The organism is Luteibacter sp. 22Crub2.1, assembly GCF_900167995.1.
GTDB classification, from domain to species: Bacteria; Pseudomonadota; Gammaproteobacteria; order Xanthomonadales; family Rhodanobacteraceae; genus Luteibacter; species Luteibacter mycovicinus.
Window position 1 is genome coordinate 1 of record NZ_FUYT01000015.1, and the last position, 19529, is coordinate 19529.

Annotated in this window: 17 protein-coding genes; 3 read left to right on the forward strand and 14 right to left on the reverse strand. The window is 65.9% G+C overall.

Annotated features, from left to right (window positions below):
• Positions 1-395: 395 nt before the first annotated feature.
• The 14 genes from rnhB to rpsB all read right to left on the reverse strand — a co-directional run bounded on the left by rnhB (position 396) and on the right by rpsB (position 14900).
• Positions 396-1043 carry a ribonuclease HII gene (gene rnhB, locus B5X73_RS15740; protein ID WP_051943363.1) on the reverse strand — a complete coding sequence of 216 codons (648 nt, stop codon included), beginning with the start codon at positions 1041-1043 and terminating at the stop codon, positions 396-398.
• Positions 1044-1053: 10 nt separating this feature from the next.
• The gene (lpxB, locus tag B5X73_RS15745; RefSeq protein ID WP_043695400.1) at positions 1054-2280 is read right to left on the reverse strand and encodes a lipid-A-disaccharide synthase; all 1227 of its coding nucleotides are present in this window, start codon (positions 2278-2280) and stop codon (positions 1054-1056) included.
• A 70-nt stretch (positions 2281-2350) separates the two neighbouring features.
• Positions 2351-3124, reverse strand: a complete 774-nt coding sequence (gene lpxA, locus B5X73_RS15750; protein WP_036111044.1) for an acyl-ACP--UDP-N-acetylglucosamine O-acyltransferase — start codon at positions 3122-3124, stop codon at positions 2351-2353.
• The gene (gene fabZ / locus B5X73_RS15755) at positions 3121-3594 is read right to left on the reverse strand and encodes a 3-hydroxyacyl-ACP dehydratase FabZ (RefSeq protein ID WP_036111046.1); all 474 of its coding nucleotides are present in this window, start codon (positions 3592-3594) and stop codon (positions 3121-3123) included. The genes lpxA and fabZ overlap by 4 nt, the downstream gene beginning before the upstream one ends.
• Positions 3591-4619 (reverse strand): UDP-3-O-(3-hydroxymyristoyl)glucosamine N-acyltransferase, encoded by a 1029-nt coding sequence (gene lpxD, locus B5X73_RS15760; protein ID WP_036111050.1) that lies wholly within the window; start codon positions 4617-4619, stop codon positions 3591-3593. The genes fabZ and lpxD overlap by 4 nt, the downstream gene beginning before the upstream one ends.
• A 121-nt stretch (positions 4620-4740) precedes the next feature.
• Positions 4741-7185, reverse strand: a complete 2445-nt coding sequence (gene bamA, locus B5X73_RS15765; protein WP_036111052.1) for an outer membrane protein assembly factor BamA — start codon at positions 7183-7185, stop codon at positions 4741-4743.
• A gap of 135 nt (positions 7186-7320) precedes the next feature.
• Positions 7321-8664 (reverse strand): RIP metalloprotease RseP, encoded by a 1344-nt coding sequence (gene rseP, locus B5X73_RS15770; RefSeq protein ID WP_043695397.1) that lies wholly within the window; start codon positions 8662-8664, stop codon positions 7321-7323.
• 47 nt (positions 8665-8711) lie between these two features.
• Positions 8712-9890 (reverse strand): 1-deoxy-D-xylulose-5-phosphate reductoisomerase, encoded by a 1179-nt coding sequence (locus B5X73_RS15775; RefSeq protein ID WP_079522576.1) that lies wholly within the window; start codon positions 9888-9890, stop codon positions 8712-8714.
• Positions 9891-9899: 9 nt separating this feature from the next.
• Positions 9900-10718 carry a phosphatidate cytidylyltransferase gene (locus B5X73_RS15780; protein WP_079522503.1) on the reverse strand — a complete coding sequence of 273 codons (819 nt, stop codon included), beginning with the start codon at positions 10716-10718 and terminating at the stop codon, positions 9900-9902.
• A gap of 12 nt (positions 10719-10730) precedes the next feature.
• Positions 10731-11471, reverse strand: a complete 741-nt coding sequence (gene uppS / locus B5X73_RS15785; protein WP_079522504.1) for a polyprenyl diphosphate synthase — start codon at positions 11469-11471, stop codon at positions 10731-10733.
• A gap of 20 nt (positions 11472-11491) precedes the next feature.
• Positions 11492-12049 (reverse strand): ribosome recycling factor, encoded by a 558-nt coding sequence (gene frr, locus B5X73_RS15790; RefSeq protein WP_036111065.1) that lies wholly within the window; start codon positions 12047-12049, stop codon positions 11492-11494.
• A 117-nt stretch (positions 12050-12166) separates the two neighbouring features.
• Positions 12167-12889: a UMP kinase gene (gene pyrH, locus B5X73_RS15795; protein WP_036111068.1), complete on the reverse strand. Its 723-nt coding sequence runs from the start codon at positions 12887-12889 to the stop codon at positions 12167-12169.
• A gap of 198 nt (positions 12890-13087) precedes the next feature.
• On the reverse strand, positions 13088-13966 hold the full coding sequence (tsf, locus tag B5X73_RS15800; RefSeq protein WP_079522505.1) for a translation elongation factor Ts: 879 nt from the start codon (positions 13964-13966) through the stop codon (positions 13088-13090).
• A gap of 85 nt (positions 13967-14051) precedes the next feature.
• Positions 14052-14900, reverse strand: coding sequence for a 30S ribosomal protein S2 (gene rpsB, locus B5X73_RS15805; RefSeq protein ID WP_036111073.1), 849 nt, complete (start codon positions 14898-14900; stop codon positions 14052-14054).
• A 350-nt stretch (positions 14901-15250) separates the two neighbouring features.
• Here rpsB and map point away from each other — a divergent pair, with 350 nt between their 5' ends.
• From map to dapD, 3 genes are all read left to right on the forward strand, one after another.
• Complete coding sequence (map, locus tag B5X73_RS15810; protein ID WP_036111076.1) at positions 15251-16018, forward strand: type I methionyl aminopeptidase; 768 nt, start codon at positions 15251-15253, stop codon at positions 16016-16018.
• 124 nt (positions 16019-16142) lie between these two features.
• Positions 16143-18713 carry a [protein-PII] uridylyltransferase gene (gene glnD / locus B5X73_RS15815; RefSeq protein WP_079522577.1) on the forward strand — a complete coding sequence of 857 codons (2571 nt, stop codon included), beginning with the start codon at positions 16143-16145 and terminating at the stop codon, positions 18711-18713.
• Positions 18700-19527: a 2,3,4,5-tetrahydropyridine-2,6-dicarboxylate N-succinyltransferase gene (gene dapD / locus B5X73_RS15820; RefSeq protein ID WP_079522578.1), complete on the forward strand. Its 828-nt coding sequence runs from the start codon at positions 18700-18702 to the stop codon at positions 19525-19527. The genes glnD and dapD overlap by 14 nt, the downstream gene beginning before the upstream one ends.
• Positions 19528-19529 lie beyond the last annotated feature (2 nt).

Below are 19529 nucleotides of genomic sequence, written 5' to 3' on the forward strand. Positions count from 1 at the left end.
GGCGAACGAGGCCATCCGAAACAGGCAGGCGAGCGGTCCCAGCCACGAAGCGAGCCGCGGCTCGGCCGCACGATGCCTCAGTCCCCCAAAGAGCCGGCGGGTGCCACCCTCGCGTCCGGTAGCCGCAGGCGAGGGCTCCGACTGGAAGAGGCCGCGAGAGTGGGGCCGGTCAGGGATGACCGGCCGTTTTCGGGGAGGCAGGGACAGCCGACTCGAAAACCCCCAGTTGGAGCCCGACCCGGCCGAAGGCCATTGATACACGGCCGCGGTAGCGGCCTTTCATTGAGGGGTCGCCGCAGGCGTGGACGCGAGGGTGGCACCCGCCGGCTCTTCCCGAACACACCGCACGCCGCGACAAAGCCAAACGCGATGGCGAAGCCGAGCCGCCCGACAGCCTACCCAGCAACGGCGAACAAATCGGCGATCGGCTGGACCTCAGGCTCGAACCACCGCTTCACCGGCGCAAAACTGCGGCGATGGGCATCGCACGGCCCCAGACGGGAAAGCGCATCGAGATGCTCGGGTACGCCGTAACCCTTGTGCTTCGCAAAGCCATAGCCAGGATGCATCGCATCCAGCGCATGCATGTGCCGGTCGCGGCTGACCTTGGCCAGGATCGAGGCGGCGCTGATGGCCGGCTCGGTGGCGTCGCCGCCGATGACCGCGCGGCCTTCGCAGGGCAGGGTGCGCGGCAGGCGGTTGCCGTCGATCAGCGCGATGTGGGGAGTGTGCGACAAGCCCATCAGGGAACGCGTCATGCCGACCATCGTCGCCTGGAAAATGTTGATCCGGTCGATTTCCTCGCGCTCGACGAAGATCACGGACCAGGCGATCGCGCGTTCGATGATGCGCCCGTAGAGCTTCTCGCGGACGTCCTCGTTCAGCTGCTTGGAGTCGTTGAGGCCACGGATCGGGCGGGCCGGATCCAGGATGACGGCGGATACGACGACCGGCCCGGCCAGCGGACCGCGGCCGGCCTCGTCCACGCCCGCAACGACGAGGTCGCGGGCGAGCTGGGAGCTGACGTTGCGCTTGCGGGGCATGATGCGAAGCCTAGTGTCCGGCGCTGGCCGTCGGCAAGTCCGGTACCGCGATCAGGTCGGCAATGGCGTCCGCCGCATGATCGGCGGCGCGGCCTTCGAGGCCGCCGCGCAGTTCCTGGTGCAGGAACTCGAACGCGGCGACGATGGCGCCGCGGCGTTCGCTGTCGCCGAGGAGCTCCAGCGTCGCGCGGGACAGGTTGTCGGGGGTGCACTCATCCTGCATGAACTCGGGGACCAGCAGGCGTTTGCCGAGGCCACAGGCTCGCGCAAGAATGTTGGGCAGGCTGTAGACGTCCGTTTTCAGCATGCGCAGCGCGACGGCGATCCGGTAGCTGGTGGGCGAGACGCGGTAGCCGACCACCATCGGGCGTTTTGCCAGCATCGCTTCGAGCGTGGCCGTGCCGGAGGCCAGCAGGACCGCGTCCGCGGCCAGCATGACGTCGTGTGCCTGGCCATCGGTGAGTATCGGTGGGGTACCCGGGAAGTTCGCGAGCAGGGCTTGCAGCTGCGCGTGGACGCGCTCGTTGGCCGACGGCACGACGATCCGCACAGCTGGCATGGCTTCGGCGACACGGCGCGCGGCCGCGATGAAGATCGCGCCGACGCGTTCGATCTCGCTGGGGCGACTTCCCGGAAGCACGGCAAGCACCGGGGCGTCGTGTGGCAGACCCAGCGTCTCGCGGGCAGCGGCACGGTCGGAAACCATCGGGAAGCGATCGGCCAGCGGATGGCCCACGAAGCGCGCGTCGATGCCATGCTTCGCATAGATCGGCGGCTCCATGGGGAACAGGCAGAGCACGCGGTCGGCGGAGCGACCGATTTTCTCGGCACGCTTTTCGCGCCAGGCCCAGACCGAAGGGCTGACGTAATGCACGGTGCGCAGACCGGCCGCCTTGAGCTTGCGCTCCACCCCAAGATTGAAGTCCGGCGCGTCGATGCCGACGACGACAGCGGGACGCAGGGAAAGGAGTTTACCGAGCAGCGCCTTGCGAAGGCCGAGCAGGCGGGGCAGGTGTTTCACTACCTCGGCAAAGCCCATGACGGAGAGTTCGCGGATGTCGTACCAGGACTCGAAACCCTGGGCGAGCATGCGCCGGCCGCCGATGCCGACGAAGCGGGCACCGGGATAGCGCGTACGAAGCGCCTCGATGAGCTCGGCACCGAGCTGGTCGCCGGAGTCTTCGCCCGCGATGAGCGCGATGACCGGGGCGTCGGTGGAGGAGGGGGTGTGCTGCATGGTGTACGGGTCTCCCTCGACCGGCGTGCCGGCCTGGCGAAGTGTCGGCGCCCCCTGGCGCCGACGGGCATTACCGGGCGAGCGAGCGCTCGCTGCGATCCAGGAACTCGAGCATCTGGCGGACGTCTTCGCTGTTCTCGGCTTGCGAGAGCAACTGCTCACGCGCTTCGGCCAGAGGCAGGCCGGCCATGTACAGCGTGCGGTAGGCGCGCTTGATGGCGGCGATGCGGGCCGTGTCGAAGCCACGACGCTTGAGGCCTTCGCTGTTGATGCCGCGCGGACGGCCACGGGTCTCGTTGGCCATCATGACGAACGGCGGAACGTCCGAGCCTACGAGGCAGCCCATCCCGATGAACGCGTGCGCGCCCACCTTGCAGAACTGGTGCACGCCCGAATAGCCCGACATGATGGTCCAGTCGCCGATTTCCGCATGTCCGGCCAGCGCCGAATAGTTGGAAAACACCACGTGATTGCCGACCTGGCAATCGTGCGCGATGTGCACGTAGGCGAGCAGCCAGTTGTCGTTACCGATGCGCGTGATGCCGCCACCGTCGCCGGTACCGCGGTTGATCGTGACGAATTCGCGGATGAGGTTGCGGTCGCCGATGATGACCTCGGTGCGCTCACCCTGCCACTTCTTGTCCTGCGGTGCGCCGCCGATGGAGGCGAACTGCGAGATGCGGTTGTCGCGACCGATGACGGTGGGGCCTTCGATCACCACGTGAGGACCGATGGTGGTTCCCTCGCCGACGACGACGTCCGCACCGATCACGCTGAACGCACCGATGCTGACGTTATCCGCGATGCGCGCCGACGGATCGATCTGCGCGGAGGGATGAATCATTTGTCGTTCCTCGCTGCGCACATCAGCTCGCAGCAGGCGACGACCTTGCCATCGACGAGGGCCCTGGCTTCGAACAGGCCCATGCCGCGGATGAGGCGCTTCAGCGAGACTTCCATACGCAGCTGGTCGCCCGGGGCGACCACGGCGGAGAAGCGCGCGTTGTCCACCTTGACCAGGTAGAACAACGGGCTGCCGCTCTGGCCATCCATCTGGCTGGTGATCTGCGTCAGCAGGCCGGCGGTCTGTGCCAGGGCCTCGACGATCAGGACGCCGGGCATGACCGGATGACCCGGGAAATGACCCTGAAAGAACGGCTCGTTGATCGAGACGTTCTTGATCGCCACGATCGACTTGCCCGGCTCGATCTCGATGACGCGATCGACCAGCAGAAACGGATAGCGATGCGGCAGGAGTCGCTGGATCTGCTCCACGTCGACGGGGAGCGTCACGGCGGCTTTCGATTCGGTCATTGCCCTTTTTCCTTTTCCAGCGCCGCGATGCGGCGCACGTATTCGTCGAGATGTTTCATGCGCGCCGCGTTCCGCCGCCATTGGCGGTTTTCCTGCAGCGGGGTGCCGGAGGAGTACTCGCCGGCTTCCCTGATCGATGACGTGACCAGGCTCTTCGCCGTGATGGTAACCCGGTCGGCCAGTTCGAGGTGGCCCAGCACCCCCGCGTTACCGCCGATCAGGCAGTAACGGCCGATCTTCGCGCTGCCGGCGACCGCCGAGCACCCGGCCATGGCCGTGTGGGCACCGATATGCACGTTATGGGCGATCTGGATCTGGTTGTCGAGGCGGACATCCTCCTCCAGCACCGTATCTTCCAGCGCGCCGCGATCGATCGTGGTGTTGCTGCCGATCTCGCAGTCGTCCCCGATCCGGACCCCGCCGAGCTGGGGAAGCTTGATCCAGTGGTCGCGGTCGAAGGCCAGGCCGAAGCCGTCGGAGCCGATCACCGCGCCCGGGTGGATCAGGACGCGCCTGCCCAGGGTCACGCGGATCACCAGGGTGACCCGGGCGACGAGGCGCGAACCCGCGCCGACCACGCAGCCCGGCCCGATCGTGCAATGCGGGCCCAGGATCGCGTTCTCCTCGATGACGGCGTTGTCCTCGACCACGCAGCACGGACCCACCGATGCGGTGGGGTGAACGCGGGCGGACGGTGCCACCACCGCGCTGGGGTGAATGCCGCGCGGTGACGCCGGGTGTTTTTCGAAGAGGGCGGCGATCTTCGCATAGGCCACGTAGGGGTCTTTCGCGACGAGCGCGGCACCGTTGCGCAGTGGCAGCTGATCCGCGCCGAGCACGACGATGCCGGCCTGCGATTCGGCCAGCTGCGAGGTGTATTTCGGGTTGGACAGGAAGGTGAACTGGCTGGCCGTAGCCGCGGCCAGCGTGCCGACGCCGTCGACCGTCGTGGTCGGATCGCCGTGGGCCTCGAGGCCGAAGCGCTCGGCCAGCTCGGCCAGGGTGTACTGCGGATTTCCGCTCACGGGGGGCTCCCAAAGAAAAGGGGTGGCCGGGTTTGCACCGGCCACCCCTCTTATTATCGTACGAAACGGCGATGCCGCTTCGTTGGCTTTTCGCGCGCGGGGCGCGGTCCTGCGGTGTCGCTTAGAACGTGTTGCCGAACGTGAACTGGATGCGTTCGACGAAGCGGTTGTCGGCGTCCTTCTTACGGAACGGCACGGCGAAGTTGATGATCAGCGGGCCGATCGGCGCCTGCCACTGCAGGGACAGACCGGTCGAGGCGCGCAGCTCGCTGGCGTCGAACGAGCCGTAGTCCTTGTAGACGTTACCGACGTCGACGAACCAGGAGACGCGGGCGGTGTTCACGTCCTTGAGGAACGGCAGCGGCAGGAACATCTGCGCCGTGCCGAGCACCTTGAACGCGCCACCGACCGGCTGGCCGTAGCTGTAATAGCCGCCCGTGCACTTGCCCTTGCTGTCCGGCGTGGAGGAGGTGCTCCCGCCGTCGCACAGGCGGGGACCCAGGGTGTTGTCCTGGAAGCCGCGGACGTCACGCACACCGCCGGCGTAGTAGTTCTCCCAGAACGGGAACGCCACCTTGTCGCCCTTCTGGTACTCGACGATCGGGTTGCCGCTGGCATCCTTCGCGATGGTGCCGTCGGCATTCATCTGGTACGACGTGTTGCTGTAGGTCGTGCCGTAGGTCTTGCCGTAACCGACCTGACCGTCGAGGTAGAGCACGAAGCCCTTACCGATCGGCCAGTAGTGGTTGGCTTCGCCGAACAGCTTGTAGTACTGCACGGTCGAACCCGGCAGCGCGCCGGACACCGAGGCCGTCAGCTGGCCGCCGCGGGTCGGAGCCCAGTAGCTGTTACGCGTGTCATGCGTGTAGCCGAGGCTGGACGTCCACGAATGGATCGTCTTGTTGCCCAGCGCGTTCTGGTAGCCGACCAGCGCTTCCGGCGTGTAATACGACGTGTTGATCAGGTTGGAACTGACACCCAGGCTCGTCGACACGGAGTCGAAGTCGGTGATCGGGAACGACAGGGTCGTTTCGAACGACTTGGTGCTGTACGTGTAGTTCGCCAGATCGGTATCGCCGTAATCCAGCTTGCTGTAACCGAGGTTGTAGCCGAGCTGGATGCCGGAATCCGTGAGGTACGGATTGGTGTAGCTGGCGTTGACGCGCTTGTAGTACGTGCTGGTTTCCGCGCCGATCGAGAAGCGGTCGCCGGTGCCCAGGAAGTTGTTCTGCGACACGGAGGCCGAGAGGATGATGCCCGAGTACTGCGAGTAACCGACGCCGAACATCAGCGAGCCGGCGGACTGCTCCTCGACCTTGGCGGTCAGATCGACCTGATCGACGGTGCCCGGCACGAGTGCCTTGTCGATGTCGACGGTCTTGAAGTAGCCGAGGCGCTGCAGACGGGTCTTCGAACGATCGATGGCGCCCTGCGAATACCACGCGCCTTCGAGCTGACGCATTTCACGACGCAGGACCTCGTCTTCCGTGCGGGTGTTGCCCTGGAAGACCACGCGGCGGACGTACACGCGCTTGCCCGGCTCGATGAAGAGCGTGAGGTCGGCGGTGCGCTTGTCCTTGTCGAGCTTGGGAATCGGGGTGACCTTGGCGAACGCGTAACCGATGTTCGCGAGGATGCCCTTGATGGCGTCATCGCTGGCTTCGATCGCGCCGCGGTTGAAGGTGTCGCCCTTCTTGATGAAGACCAGCTTGCGCAGGGTTTCTTCCGGAAGGATCAGTTCGCCGAGGAGCTTCACGTCGGAGACGGTATAGACCTCGCCTTCCTTCACCGACGCATCGACGTACATCGCGCGCTTGTCGGGGCTGATCGCGACCTGGGTCGAATCGATACCGAAGTCGGCGTAACCGCGATTCATGTAGTAGTTGCTGAGCTTCTCCAGATCGCCGGAGAGCTTTTCGCGCGAGTACTGGTCGTCCTTGGAGTACCAGGACAGCCAGTTGCTGGTGTTGGACTCGAAACCTTCGCGGATGGCCTTATCGGTGAAGGCCTTGTTGCCGACGACGTTGATCTCCTTGATCTTCGCCGCCTTGCCTTCGCGGATTTCGATGTCGATCGCCACGCGGTTGCGGTCGAGCTGGGTCACGTGCGGATCGACCGACACGTTGTACTTGCCGCGGTTGTAGTACTGACGGATGAGTTCCTGCTGGACACGGTCGAGCGACAGGCGGTCGAAGGTCTCGCCTTCGGCCAGGCCGATCTCCTTCAGACCCTTGCGCAGGTCGTCTTCCTTGATGTCCTTGTTACCGCGCAGCGTGAGCTTGGCGATAGCCGGGCGTTCGACGACCTTGATCACCAGGATGTCGCCCTGGCGGTCGAGTTCGACGTCGCTGAAGAATTTGGTCTGGTACAGGGCGCGGATGGCGGCCTGGGCCTTGTCGTCGCTAAGGGTTTCACCCTTTTCGATCGGCAGGTAGCTCAGCACCGTGCCTTGCGCGATACGCGTAAGGCCATCGATACGAATGTCGGAAACGACGAACGGCTCGAAAGCGGCAAGCGCATTGGCGGACAGGGAGGCGAGCAAGATCAGGGCGGCGATACGCTTCATCGTCGATTCCGTTGGGTTAATTCCAGTCGCCGGCGGACGAGGCCGGTGACCGAAGAGGAGCACGCGCCGGACTCGTGCCCGGCGTCGTTCGGCTACGGGCGCGGGAGCGTCCGGGGCCTGGGTGATACGGATGTGTCAAGAAACAAGCAGTCGCTGGATGTCGTTGAAGAACGCCAGCCCCATCATGGTGAACAACAGGGCGATGCCTACGTACTGGCCAGCGATCATGGTGCGCTCGCTGACCGGGCTGCCTTTGACCAACTCGATAAGGTAATACAGCAGGTGTCCACCGTCCAAGACCGGGATGGGCAGGAGGTTCAAGATCGCAAGACTCAGCGAGACCAGGGCCAGGAAGCTGAGGAACCAGCCCAGGCCGCGGTTGGCGGAATCGTTGGCGACCTGCGCGATGCCGATGACGCCGGACAGGTTCTTGGTGGACGCCTGACCCGACAACATCTTGCCGATCAGGTTGAAGGTGGAGGTGGTGCCCGCCCAGGTTGCCCGGAGCGACTCGCTGAAAGCCCGTACGGGGCCGTAGCGGAGCGTGGCGGCTTCCATGGCCTGGCTGCTGACGCCGATCAGCCAGCGGCTGGGCTGGCCCTGTTCGGAGCGCATGCGTGCGGTGACGTCGAACGTCTTCGCCTGGCCGTCGCGCACGATACCGATGGCCAGCTTCGGCGAGATGGCGGCCTGCTCGGGGACCAGCGTGGTGAAGTCGGAGAAGTCGGCGACCGGCTTGCCGTTGACGCTGACGATGCGGTCGCCGCTATGAATGCCGGCGGCGGAGGCCGGATCGCCCGGAACCACCTGGCCGACCACGGGCGGCGCCTGCAGGCCGAGGCCAAGCTGGGTCAGGCGCTTGCCGATGTCGTCGCTGTCGGCGAGTTTCTGGATCGGCAGGACGACGTCGCGCTGCGAGCCGTCGGTGCCCTTCACGTGGACAGGCAGTGGTTCGTTGCCGAGCAGGCCGTTGACCACGCCGTTCAGCGCGTCGCTCCAGGTGCCGACGGCCTCGCCGTTGACGGCGAGAAGGCGATCGCCGGGGCGAATGCCGGCCTGTTCGGCGATGCTGCCCTTCTCGGCGGCCACGATGGGAGCGAAGTCGGGCTTGCCGATCATATACATCGCCCAGAAGGCGGCGATGGTGAAAATCAGATTGAATGCCGGACCGGCGGCGACGATGGCGATGCGTTTCCACACGGACTTGCCCGTGAACTCCTGGTCGCGCCAGGCCGGATCGACGTCACCCTCGCGGGCATCGAGCATCTTGACGTAGCCGCCGAGCGGAATGGCGGCAACCTGGTATTCGGTGCCGTCTTTCGCGACGCGACGCCACAGCGGCCGGCCGAAGCCCACGGAAAAGCGGAGCACGCGAACGCCACAGCGGCGTGCGACCCAGTAGTGGCCGAATTCGTGGAAGGTCACCAGCACGCCAAGCGTGACCAGCAGCCAGAACACGGAACCGAGGAAGGGGCTCATCAGGAAAAGAGGGTCTCGAAGATAAAAAACGTTGGAGTGGAGCGAGTTTAGCAGTAAGCGCGGTGGAGCACGCCCCGTGCCGCCCGGCGAGCTTCCCCATCACGCTCCACAAGCGTCTGGACATCGACCACGGGTTTGGCCGGCAGTTCCTCAAGAACGCGTTCGACCACCTCGGAAATACCGAGGAAGGGCAGCGTTCCGGCCAGGAACGCGTCTACCGCGACCTCGTTGGCGGCATTGAGGATGGCGGTGGCGTCGCCTCCGGCCCGGAGGGCGTCGAAGGCCAGGGCCAGGCAGCGGAAGGTGTCCGTGTCGGGTTTTTCGAAGTCGAGACGGGCATGGGCGGCGAGATCGAGCGGTGCGACGCCGGCCTCGATCCGCTCCGGATAGGCGAGGGCGCAGGCGATGGCCGTGCGCATGTCGGGGTTGCCCAGCTGGGCGAGCATCGACCCGTCGACGTAGTCGACCATCGAGTGAACCAGGCTCTGCGGATGCACCACCACGTCGATGGCGTCCGCGGGTGCGCCGAACAGATGATGCGCCTCGATCACCTCCAGGCCCTTGTTCATCAGGGTGGCGGAGTCGACCGAGATCTTCCGGCCCATCGACCACTTGGGGTGCGCACAGGCTTCATCGGGCGTGATGCCGCCCAGTTCCGCCCGGGTGCGGCCGCGGAACGGGCCGCCCGAGGCGGTGAGCACCAGCCGGCGCACGCCGGCGCGTGCCAGTTCAGGCCGGCCGCCGGGCAGGCACTGGAAAATGGCGTTGTGCTCGGAGTCGACCGGAATCAGATCGCCGCCACCGGCGCGCAGCGCTTCGAGCAGCAGGGCGCCGCCCATGACGATCGATTCCTTGTTGGCCAGGAGCAGGCGTTTGCCCGCACGTGCGGCGGCCAGCGTCGAGTCGAGTCCCGCGGCACCGACGATGGCGGCCACGACCGTGTCGCAGAGCGGCCCCGCGGCCGCCGCGCTGACCGCGTCGGCGCCGGATGCGACGTCGCAGCGGACGCCAAGCGCCGCGAGGCGACGGGCGAGGTCCGCTTCCATCGAAGGGTCCGCGACGATGGCGAGGTCGGGACGGAAGCGTGCGCAGAGGGCGGCCAGCGCTTCGGTGCCCCGGTTGGCGACGAGGACGGTGGCGCGGAAGCGATCCGGGTGCCGTGCGATGACGTCGAGCGTGCTGCCCCCGATCGAGCCCGTGGCACCGAGGACGGCGACGTTGCGGATAGCCATGGCCTACAGGCCCAGCAGCATCTTGCCCGCCACGAAGATCGGCAGGGCGGCGAAGACGCTGTCGAGGCGGTCCAGCAGTCCGCCGTGGCCCGGGAAGAGGTTGCCCGAATCCTTGACCTCGGCGTGGCGCTTCATGAGGCTCTCGAAAAGATCCCCGACGACGGCGATCGCGACGGTCAGCACGCCCAGCACGCCCAGCCCGATCAGGTGGGCGGCGTCACTCACGCCAAGCATCCAGCCGCCGAGCACGGCGACCAGGGCGCCACCGAGCACGGCGCCATAGACGCCCGCCCAGGTCTTCCCCGGGCTGATACGTGGAGCGAGCTTGCGGCGGCCGAACTGGCGGCCGCTGAAATAGGCGCCGGTGTCGGCGGCCCAGACGATCATGAGGGAAAGCAGGGTCCACCAGTGGCCACGGTCGCTGCCGTGCAGGGCCATGGCGGCGGCGAAGGTCGGCACGATGACCAGGACGCCCGTGCCGATCTTCAGCAGGCGGTTCTCGGCGTTGGGCGCCGCGGCGAAGGTGAAGTGTCGCAACCAGAAGCAGCAGCCGATCCACCAGGCCACGCCCATGAGAGTCAGTACGGTGAGCAGGCCCGGCGTGGCGATGAGCAGAACGGCGAGCAGCAGCGCGGCGGCACCCGCCACGACGATGCCACGGCCGACGGCGGTGCGGCAGCCCGCCAGAAGGCTCCACTCCCACGCGGCACCGACGAACACCAGCGCGATCACCGCGGCGAAGTACACGGTGGGCGGCAGGAGGATCAGCGCAAGAACCAGTGGAAGCAGGATCAGGGCGGTGGTGATGCGTTGTTTCAGCATGGCGGTCCGGCGTCAGCCTTGGGCGACCTGTTCGCCGGTGCGGCCATATCGGCGCTCCCGGCGGGCATAGTCGTCGAGAGCCTCGGCGAGGCAGGCCTGGTCGACGTCGGGCCACAGGGTGTCTGTGAAATAGAGCTCGGCGTAGGCGATCTGCCAGAGCAGGAAATTGCTGACGCGACGTTCGCCGCCGGTGCGGATGAACAGATCCAGCGGCGGCTGATCGGCGAGACAGGTGTACGTGGCGAGGCGTGTCTCATCGATGTCGCCGGGGGCGAACTCGCCATGGCTTGCCGCTTCGGCGGCCAGTCGCGCGGCGTTGGCGATATCCCAGCGGCCGCCGTAGTTGACGGCGATGTTCAGGTTGAGCGCCTGGTTGCCGCCAGTCCGCTCCATGGCGTCGAGCATCCGCTGGCGGAGTTCCGGCGCGAAACCGTCCAGGTCGCCGACGAAGCTGATGCGGACCCCGTGGCCATGCAGCTCGTCCACTTCCTTGTCGATCGCCTTCAGGAAGAGCTCCATCAGCGCCGACACCTCGGTGGCGGGGCGATTCCAGTTTTCGCTGGAGAAGGCGAACAGGGTGAGCGAGGCGATGCCGCGCTGGAGGCAGAACTCGACGGCCTTGCGCACGGCTTTCTGCCCGGCGTGGTGGCCGAACGTGCGCGGGCGAAGGCGCTGTTTGGCCCAGCGCCCGTTGCCATCCATCACGATGGCGAGATGGCGGGGAACCCTGCCTTCGTCGGGCCTCGCGGTCATGGATGCGGTCCGATGGCGCGTCAGAGCGCCATCAGCTCCTTTTCCTTTTCCTTGACGACGTCGTCGACTTCCTTGACGAACTTGTCCGTCAGCTTCTGGATGTCGTCGTCCGCACGCTTCTGGTCGTCTTCCGTGATTTCCTTGTCCTTGAGCAGCTTGCCGACATGCTGCACGGCGTCGCGGCGCACGTTGCGGATGGCGATCTTGGCGGCTTCGCCTTCCTTCGCGACGCTCTTGGCGAGCTCCTTACGGCGCTCCTCGGTCGGCGGCGGGAAGTTGAGGCGGATGTCCATGCCCATCGTCGTCGGCGTGATGCCGAGGTCGGAAGCCATGATGGCCTTCTCGATCGGGCCGATCATGCTCTTGTCGAACGGCTTGACCGACAGCGAGCGCGCGTCGGGCGTGCTCACGTTGGCGACCTGCGAGAGGGGAGTGGGCGAGCCGTAATAGGGGACGACGATGTTGTCGAGGATCGACGCGTTGGCGCGGCCGGTCCGGATCGTCTTGAGGTCGTGCTTGAGGGAGTCGATGCTCTTGCCCATGCGGGTCTCAGCATCTTTCTTGATGTCGTTGATCATGGGCTGGTTTCCGGTCGAACTGGTCAGCAGACGAGTATAGCAGTGAGGGCGCGTGCGGCCGTGCCGCAGCGCGCCAAGGATCGTCGGCGCCCCTCAGGGCGCCGGATAGCGGCGGATTCAGCCGGCGTTGACGAGCGTGCCTACGGGCTCGCCCTGCATGATGCGCATGAGGCTGCCCGGCTGGGTCATGTCGTAGATGCGGAGGGGCAGCTTGTTCTCGCGGCACAGCGCGATGGCGGCGGTGTCCATGACCTCGAGACGGCGCTCGATCACCTGGTTGTAGGTCAGGTGGTCATAGCGCTCGGCGGTCGGGTCGCGCTTCGGATCGGCCGAGTAGATGCCGTCGACCTTGGTCGCCTTGAGCAACAGGTCCGCACCGACTTCGACAGCGCGCAGGGCGGCCGCGGAGTCCGTCGTAAAGAACGGGTTGCCGATACCCGCGGCGAACAGGGCGACGCGGCCCTTCTCGAGGTGGCGAATGGCGCGACGACGGATGAAGTCTTCGCAGACTTCGTTGATCTTGATGGCGCTCATCGTGCGGGCTTCGCCACCCAGCTTCTCGATGGCGTCCTGCATGGCGAGTGCATTCATCACAGTGGCCAGCATGCCCATGTGATCGCCGGTGACGCGATCCATGCCCGAGGCAGCCAGGCCGGCGCCGCGGAAGATGTTGCCGCCGCCGATGACGACGCCGATCTGTACGCCGGCGTCGCGTACTTCGAGGATCTCCTTGGCGAGGCGGCCGATCACCTTGGGATCGATACCGTAGTCCTCGGTTCCCATCAGGGCTTCACCGGAGAGTTTGAGCAGGATGCGGCGGTGTTTCAGCGGATTGCTCATTCGGGGATCTCCAGTTTGTGTGGGGCAAAACGGCCGTAGTTTAACGCGTGGTCGGTTGTTACAGCTATGTGAATTCCTGCGCCAAGGTCACGTTTTCCGGGTTTCGCGTTTTCATTCCTGAGTTCGTTCAGGGTTGTGGAAACAAAAAAAGAGCCGCGATCGCTCGCGGCTCTTTCAGGTCGTGCCAGGAGGTGAGGCTTACGCCAGACCGGCCTGCTTCATGACTTCGGCGGCGAAGTCGTCGACGACCTTCTCGATGCCTTCGCCAACGGCCAGGCGCTGGACCGAGATGATCTCGGCACCGGCCTTCTTGAGGGCTTCAGCGACCGTGACGTCACCGTCCAGCACGTACGGCTGACCGACGAGGGTCACTTCGGCGAGGATCTTGTTGACCTTGCCCGAGACGATCTTGTCGAGGATGTCGGCCGGCTTGGCCTTGTCCTTGTCGGTCATCTTGGACAGCTCGATTTCCTTTTCCTTCTCGAGGAAATCGGCCGGGACGTCTTCGACCTTGACGAACTTCGGGTTCATCGCGGCAACGTGCATGGCGATACCCTTGGCCAGCTCTTCCGAGCCGCCCTTCAGGTTGACCAGCACGCCGATGCGGCCGCTGTGCGAGTAGGCGCCGATGGTGTCGGTGCTCTCGATCTTGGCCATGCGACGGACGTCGAACTTCTCACCGATGGTGAGCGTCAGTGCCTTGGCGCCTTCCTCGACCGTGGTGTCGCCGAGCTTCGCGGCCTTGAGGGCCGTGATGTCGTTGATGCCCGACTCGAGGGCGGCGTTGGCGACGTCCTTGGTGAACTGGATGAACTGCTCGTTGCGCGAGGAGAAGTCGGTTTCGCTGTTGACTTCGATCAGGGCGGCGACGCCGGGCTTCTGCGCGATGGCGACGAGGCCTTCGGCAGCGACGCGGTCAGCCTTCTTGTCAGCCTTGGCCATGCCGTTCTTGCGCAGCCACTCCATCGCCACTTCGATGTCGCCATTGTTTTCGACGAGCGCCTTCTTGCACTCCATCATGCCGACGCCGGAACGCTGACGCAGTTCATTGACGAGCTTGGCGGAAATCTCAGCCATGGTAGTTCCTCAAAGTTTTGATGGGCGCCGCGGCGGACATGCCGCGGCGCCGGATGAAACGGAAGAGCTGGACGGGGTGGGGCGCTTACGCGCGGCCACGACCACCGTCACGGCCGCCTTCGCGACGCGGAGCACCCTTCTTGGCCGGGGCGCCGCGACGATCGCCGCGAGCGGCCTCGTCCTTGGCGACCGGGTTGCCTTCCTCGTCCATCTCGACGAACTCGTTCGCGTCGCCACGGGCGGCGTTCGGAGCGGCGGCCTTGCCTTCCAGGATGGAGTCGGCAGCGGCGCGGGCGTAGAGCTGGATGGCGCGGATGGCGTCGTCGTTACCCGGGATGGCGTAGTCGACGAGGGCCGGGTCGTAGTTGGTATCGACGACGGCGACGACCGGGATGCCGAGCTTGCGGGCTTCCTGGACGGCGATGTCTTCGTGACCGATGTCGACGATGAACAGGGCGTCCGGCAGACGGTTCATGTCCTTGATGCCGCCCAGCGAGTTCTGCAGCTTCTCGCGCTCACGGCGACGGGCGAGCACTTCGTGCTTGACCAGCTTCTCGAACGAACCGTCGGTTTCGGCGGCTTCGAGTTCCTTCAGGCGGGCGACCGACTGCTTGACCGTGCGGAAGTTGGTCAGCATGCCGCCGAGCCAGCGGGCGGTGACGAACGGCTGGCCGGCGCGCGAAGCTTCTTCGGCGAGCGACTCACGAGCCGAACGCTTGGTGCCGACGAATAGGATGGTGCCGCCCTTCTGGGCCAGGCCCGAGAGGAAGTTCATCGCGTCGGTGAAGAGCGGAAGGGTCTTCTCGAGGTTGATGATGTGGATCTTGCCGCGGGCGCCGAAGATGTACGGAGCCATCTTGGGGTTCCAGTAACGGGTCTGGTGGCCGAAATGGACGCCGGCTTCCAGCATCTCGCGCATGGTGACTTGTGCCATGGAATTACTCCTGGGCGAACCGCATCGAGCGGTTCTATGGGGGTTGGGACCTCCACGCATCCCCGGCTTCGACCCGGTCCTCTCGGACCAGGCACCCCGAAGGCGGTGCCGATGCGTGTGTGGCGTTAAATGCGACGGTTTGGCCGGGCCAAGAATGGCTCCATGCGGTTACAATCGCGCTTCGTATCGCCGCCGTGGCCACGGATAAGTGGCTTCGCCGGACAGCAAAACTCGCTAATTGTAGCCTTCGGAACCGCCCAGCCGCAAGATCGGGGTGGAATTCCATCGGGGACGCCGCCATTTTCCTGGCAGGCCCTAAACCCGCGGGCAAAGGAACAGAGAGAACCGCCATGGCAGTCGTACCGAAGACCCCTGAAGAGATCCAGAGCATGCGCGAGGCGGGCCGTCTGGCCGCCGAGGTTCTGGCCATGCTGGTGCCGCACGTGAAACCGGGTGTCACCACCGAGCACCTCGATCGCCTGGCCCACGATCACATCGTGAACGTCCAGAAGGCGATCCCCGCCAACGTCGGCTACCGGGGCTTCCCGAAAACGGTCTGCACCTCGGTCAACCATGTGATCTGCCACGGTATTCCGACCGAAACCAAGGTCCTCAAGGACGGCGACATCGTCAATATCGACGTCACGGTCATCAAGGATGGCTGGCACGGCGATACCAGCCGCATGTATTTCGTCGGCACGCCCAGCGTGCTGGCCAGACGGCTGGTCGATACCACCTTCGAGGCCATGATGAAGGGCATCGAGGCGGTCAGGCCGGGCGCCACGCTGGGCGACGTCGGTGCGGCCATCCAGAAGCACGCCGAGGCCGCCGGTTTCTCGGTGGTCCGCGAGTACTGCGGCCACGGCATCGGCAAGGTCTATCACGACGAGCCGCAGGTGCTGCATTACGGCCGCAACGGCACCGGGCTGGAACTGAAGCCGGGCATGACCTTCACCATCGAACCGATGATCAACGCCGGCAAACCGCAGACCAAGTCGCTGCCGGACGGCTGGACCGTGGTCACGAAGGATCATTCGCTGTCCGCGCAGTGGGAGCACACGATCGCCGTGACCGACGACGGTTTCGAGATCCTGACGCCCTGGCCGGACGCCGCCTGACACACGTTTTTCGTTTTACTCCACCGAGGGCTTCGACGTGACGCTTCCACCGCTTCCACGCCTGCCCGCCGTGGTCCCCCGCTCGGGCGTGTCGCCCGACGCGCGGCGCGCCCTCCGTCAGTTGATGGGCGACGTCGATCGTGCGCTCACCGTCGCCTTCAACGACGGTGAGGATGCTTCCGCGCTGGCCCGTCGCCGGGCCGAGATCGTGGAGCGCGTGGTCGTCCACGCATGGGGCGCCTGCCTGGGCGATATCGCCGCCGCCGCGCTGTTCGCGGTGGGCGGGTTCGGTCGGGGCATGCTGTTTCCCGCCTCGGACGTCGACCTTCTGGCTCTGGTCGGCGAGAGCTCCCCGGCCCTCTACCGCGCGCTGGAAAACTTCTTCAGCTGCCTGTGGGATATCGGCCTGAAGCCGGGCCACGCCGTGCGGACGGTCGCGCAATGCCGCGAACTGGCCGCGCAGGACGCCAGCGTCTTCACCAGCCTGCTCGACGCGAAGCGTCTGGCCGGCTGGCCGATCCTGGGCCAGGAGCTCCGCGGCATCCTCGACGATCCCGCCCTATGGCCACCGCGCGCCTACCTGGCCGCGCGCCTGGCGGAGCGCGACGCGCGTCATGCCCGCTACGACGATACCGCCCAGAATCTCGAGCCCAACCTCAAGGACGGGCCGGGTGGTCTGCGCACGCTCGACTCCTTGCGCTGGCTGGGCCGTCGGCTGGCCGACGCCCCGGACTTCGATGCCATGGTCGCCGAGGGCCTGCTGGAACCCGTGGAGGCTGCCCGGCTGACCCGTGCCGAGGAAACCCTGCGTCGTTATCGCTATGCGCTGCATCTGGAGGCAGGGCGTGCCGAAGAACGCCTGCTGTTCGATTACCAGCGGGCGCTGGCTTCCCGGCTTGGCTTCGAGGACGAGCACGCGAAGAACCTCGGCGTCGAGCAGTTCATGCAGGGCTATTACCGCGCCGCCACGCAGATCGAGCGCTCGGGCACGCAGCTGGTCGAACGTTTCGAGGAAATGCTGGATCCGCAGAGCGAGCCCGAGAGCGTGGGCACCGACTACCTGCGCTACGGTTCACGCATCACCGTGCGCGATCCCGAGCTGTTCGTGCGCCGCCCGGCGGCACTGGTGGAGATTTTCATCGCGCGGCTCGACGAGCCGGGCATCACGGGCTTCACCGCCGAAACGATGCGGCGTATCCAGCACGCGGTATCGTCGCATGGCGAACTGCTTGCCGATGATCCGAGGGTGCTCGAAGCGTTCCTCACTCTGCTGAAGCGCGGGGCGCCGGCCGTCGAGGCGCTATGGCGGATGAATCGCCATGGCCTGCTCGCGGCGATTCTTCCCGCGTTCGGCAAGGTGGTCGGGCGCATGCAATACGACCTGTTCCACGTGTACACGGTCGACGAACACACGCTTCGCGTCCTGCGCAACGTTGCGCGCTTCGCGGATCCGGCGGCGCGCCGCGACTTCCCGATCGCGTGCGAGATCTGGCCGCACATCGACAAGCCTGAACTCATGTTGCTGGCGGCCTTGTTCCACGACATCGCCAAGGGGCGCGGCGGCGACCACTCCGTTCTCGGCGAGGAAGACGCCCGCGCCTTCTGCGCACGCCTCGGGCTTCCGGGCGACGACATCGATCTCGTCGCCTGGCTGGTGCGCCATCACCTGCTGATGAGCACGACGGCGCAGCGTCAGGACATTACCGATCCCGATGTCGTGCATCGCTTCGCGGGAACGGTCGGCGACTGGGAGCATCTCGATCATCTTTACCTGCTGACCATCGCCGACATCATCGGCACCAGCCCGAAACTGTGGAATGCCTGGAAGGATCGCCTGCTGGCCGACCTGTACACGGCGACCCGTTTCGCCTTGCGCAGCGATCTCACACCGCCGTCGCACTCGGGCATGCGCGTGCGTGAGTGCCGCGAGCGTGCGCTGGGCATTCTGGTGGGCGAACATGTCGCCGCCGACGAGGTCGCGCGGATCTGGTCCGAATTCCCGGATAGCAGTTTCCTGCGACACCGCCCGGAGCAGATCGCCTGGCAGACCTCGGCCATCCTGCGATCGCGCGGAGCCACGCCGCTGGTCGAGGTGCATCCGTTCTCCGTCCGCGGCAGCACCGAGCTGTTCATCTACACCAGCGACAGGGACGGCCTGTTCGCCACCGTCACCGCGGTCCTCGATCGTCTCCGCTTCTCGGTCGTCGAGGCGCGCGTGCTCGTGTCGAACACGGGCATGGCGCTGGATACCTTCCTGTTGCTGGAGTCGGACTCGCAGGCGCCGGCATCGCTGCAGCGCGCGGAAGAGTTGCGCGCGCGCCTGCGTCACGCGCTCGAGCAAGCTGCCGGGCAGGGGCCGCCCAAGCGGAGCATCTCCCGCCACCTTCGCCATTTCCAGATGACGCCACGCATCGAGTTCGTCGATGCGGGCGAGCGCACCCAGCTCGCGCTGGTATGCACCGATCGCCCCGGCCTGCTCGCCGCCGTGGCGCAGGCGCTGGCCGAAGCCGAGGTGCGCGTGCATGATGCGCGGATCGCGACCTTCGGTGAGCGCGTCGAAGATTTCTTCCAACTTACCGATCGCGGCAATGCGCCGTTGTCTTCCGAGCACCGGGAGATCCTGCGCGCCTGCCTGCTTCGCCATATCGGTTTCGAAACCCCCAGGACTGTCGTAAATGCAGATGCAGACGCTTGAATCCGTAATCGATGACGCCTTCGAGCGTCGCGCCGACCTCACCCAGAACGAAATCGAGGGTGGCCTCCGCGACACCGTGAACCAGGTGCTCGATCTGCTCGAATCGGGTGAGCACCGCGTCGCCGAGCCCGACGGCAACGGCGGCTGGAAGGTCAACCAGTGGCTGAAAAAAGCCGTGCTGCTGTATTTCCGGATGAACGGCAACGTCGTCGTCGACGGCGGTCCGTCCAGCGCGTTCGACAAGGTGCCGTTGCGTTTCACCGATGGCGATGCCACCGAATACGGACGGCTCGGTGCGCGCGTGGTGCCCGGTGCGCTGGTCCGTCGCGGCGCGCACATCGCGAAAGACGTCGTGCTCATGCCCAGCTACACCAACATCGGCGCCTTCGTCGGTGCCGGCACCATGGTCGATACGTGGGCGACGGTCGGATCGTGCGCGCAGATTGGGGCGGGTGTACACCTGTCCGGCGGCGTCGGCATCGGTGGCGTGCTCGAGCCACTGCAGGCCAATCCGACCATCATCGAAGACAACTGCTTCATCGGTGCCCGCTCCGAAGTCGTCGAGGGTGTCGTGGTCGAGAAGGGCTCGGTGATCGGCATGGGCGTGTTCCTCGGCCAGTCGACGCGTATCTACAACCGCGCCACGGGCGAGATTTCCTACGGCCGCGTGCCGGCGGGCAGCGTCGTCGTCTCCGGCAGTCTGCCGTCGAAGGACGGGAGCCATAGCCTGTATGCGGCGATCATCGTCAAGCAGGTCGATGAAAAGACCCGTTCGAAGACCGGCATCAACGAACTCCTGCGCAGCGGCGACTGAGT

Excerpts from the sequence above, each read along its gene's own strand:
- rnhB (WP_051943363.1), bottom strand. The coding sequence starts at position 1,043 with ATGCCCCGCAAGCGCAACGTCAGCTCCCAGCTCGCCCGCGACCTCGTC.
- lpxB (WP_043695400.1), bottom strand. The coding sequence starts at position 2,280 with ATGCAGCACACCCCCTCCTCCACCGACGCCCCGGTCATCGCGCTCATC.
- lpxA (WP_036111044.1), bottom strand. The coding sequence starts at position 3,124 with ATGATTCATCCCTCCGCGCAGATCGATCCGTCGGCGCGCATCGCGGAT.
- fabZ (WP_036111046.1), bottom strand. The coding sequence starts at position 3,594 with ATGACCGAATCGAAAGCCGCCGTGACGCTCCCCGTCGACGTGGAGCAG.
- bamA (WP_036111052.1), bottom strand. The coding sequence starts at position 7,185 with ATGAAGCGTATCGCCGCCCTGATCTTGCTCGCCTCCCTGTCCGCCAAT.
- rseP (WP_043695397.1), bottom strand. The coding sequence starts at position 8,664 with ATGAGCCCCTTCCTCGGTTCCGTGTTCTGGCTGCTGGTCACGCTTGGC.
- B5X73_RS15780 (WP_079522503.1), bottom strand. The coding sequence starts at position 10,718 with ATGCTGAAACAACGCATCACCACCGCCCTGATCCTGCTTCCACTGGTT.
- uppS (WP_079522504.1), bottom strand. The coding sequence starts at position 11,471 with ATGACCGCGAGGCCCGACGAAGGCAGGGTTCCCCGCCATCTCGCCATC.
- frr (WP_036111065.1), bottom strand. The coding sequence starts at position 12,049 with ATGATCAACGACATCAAGAAAGATGCTGAGACCCGCATGGGCAAGAGC.
- pyrH (WP_036111068.1), bottom strand. The coding sequence starts at position 12,889 with ATGAGCAATCCGCTGAAACACCGCCGCATCCTGCTCAAACTCTCCGGT.
- tsf (WP_079522505.1), bottom strand. The coding sequence starts at position 13,966 with ATGGCTGAGATTTCCGCCAAGCTCGTCAATGAACTGCGTCAGCGTTCC.
- rpsB (WP_036111073.1), bottom strand. The coding sequence starts at position 14,900 with ATGGCACAAGTCACCATGCGCGAGATGCTGGAAGCCGGCGTCCATTTC.
- map (WP_036111076.1), top strand. The coding sequence starts at position 15,251 with ATGGCAGTCGTACCGAAGACCCCTGAAGAGATCCAGAGCATGCGCGAG.
- glnD (WP_079522577.1), top strand. The coding sequence starts at position 16,143 with ATGGGCGACGTCGATCGTGCGCTCACCGTCGCCTTCAACGACGGTGAG.
- dapD (WP_079522578.1), top strand. The coding sequence starts at position 18,700 with ATGCAGACGCTTGAATCCGTAATCGATGACGCCTTCGAGCGTCGCGCC.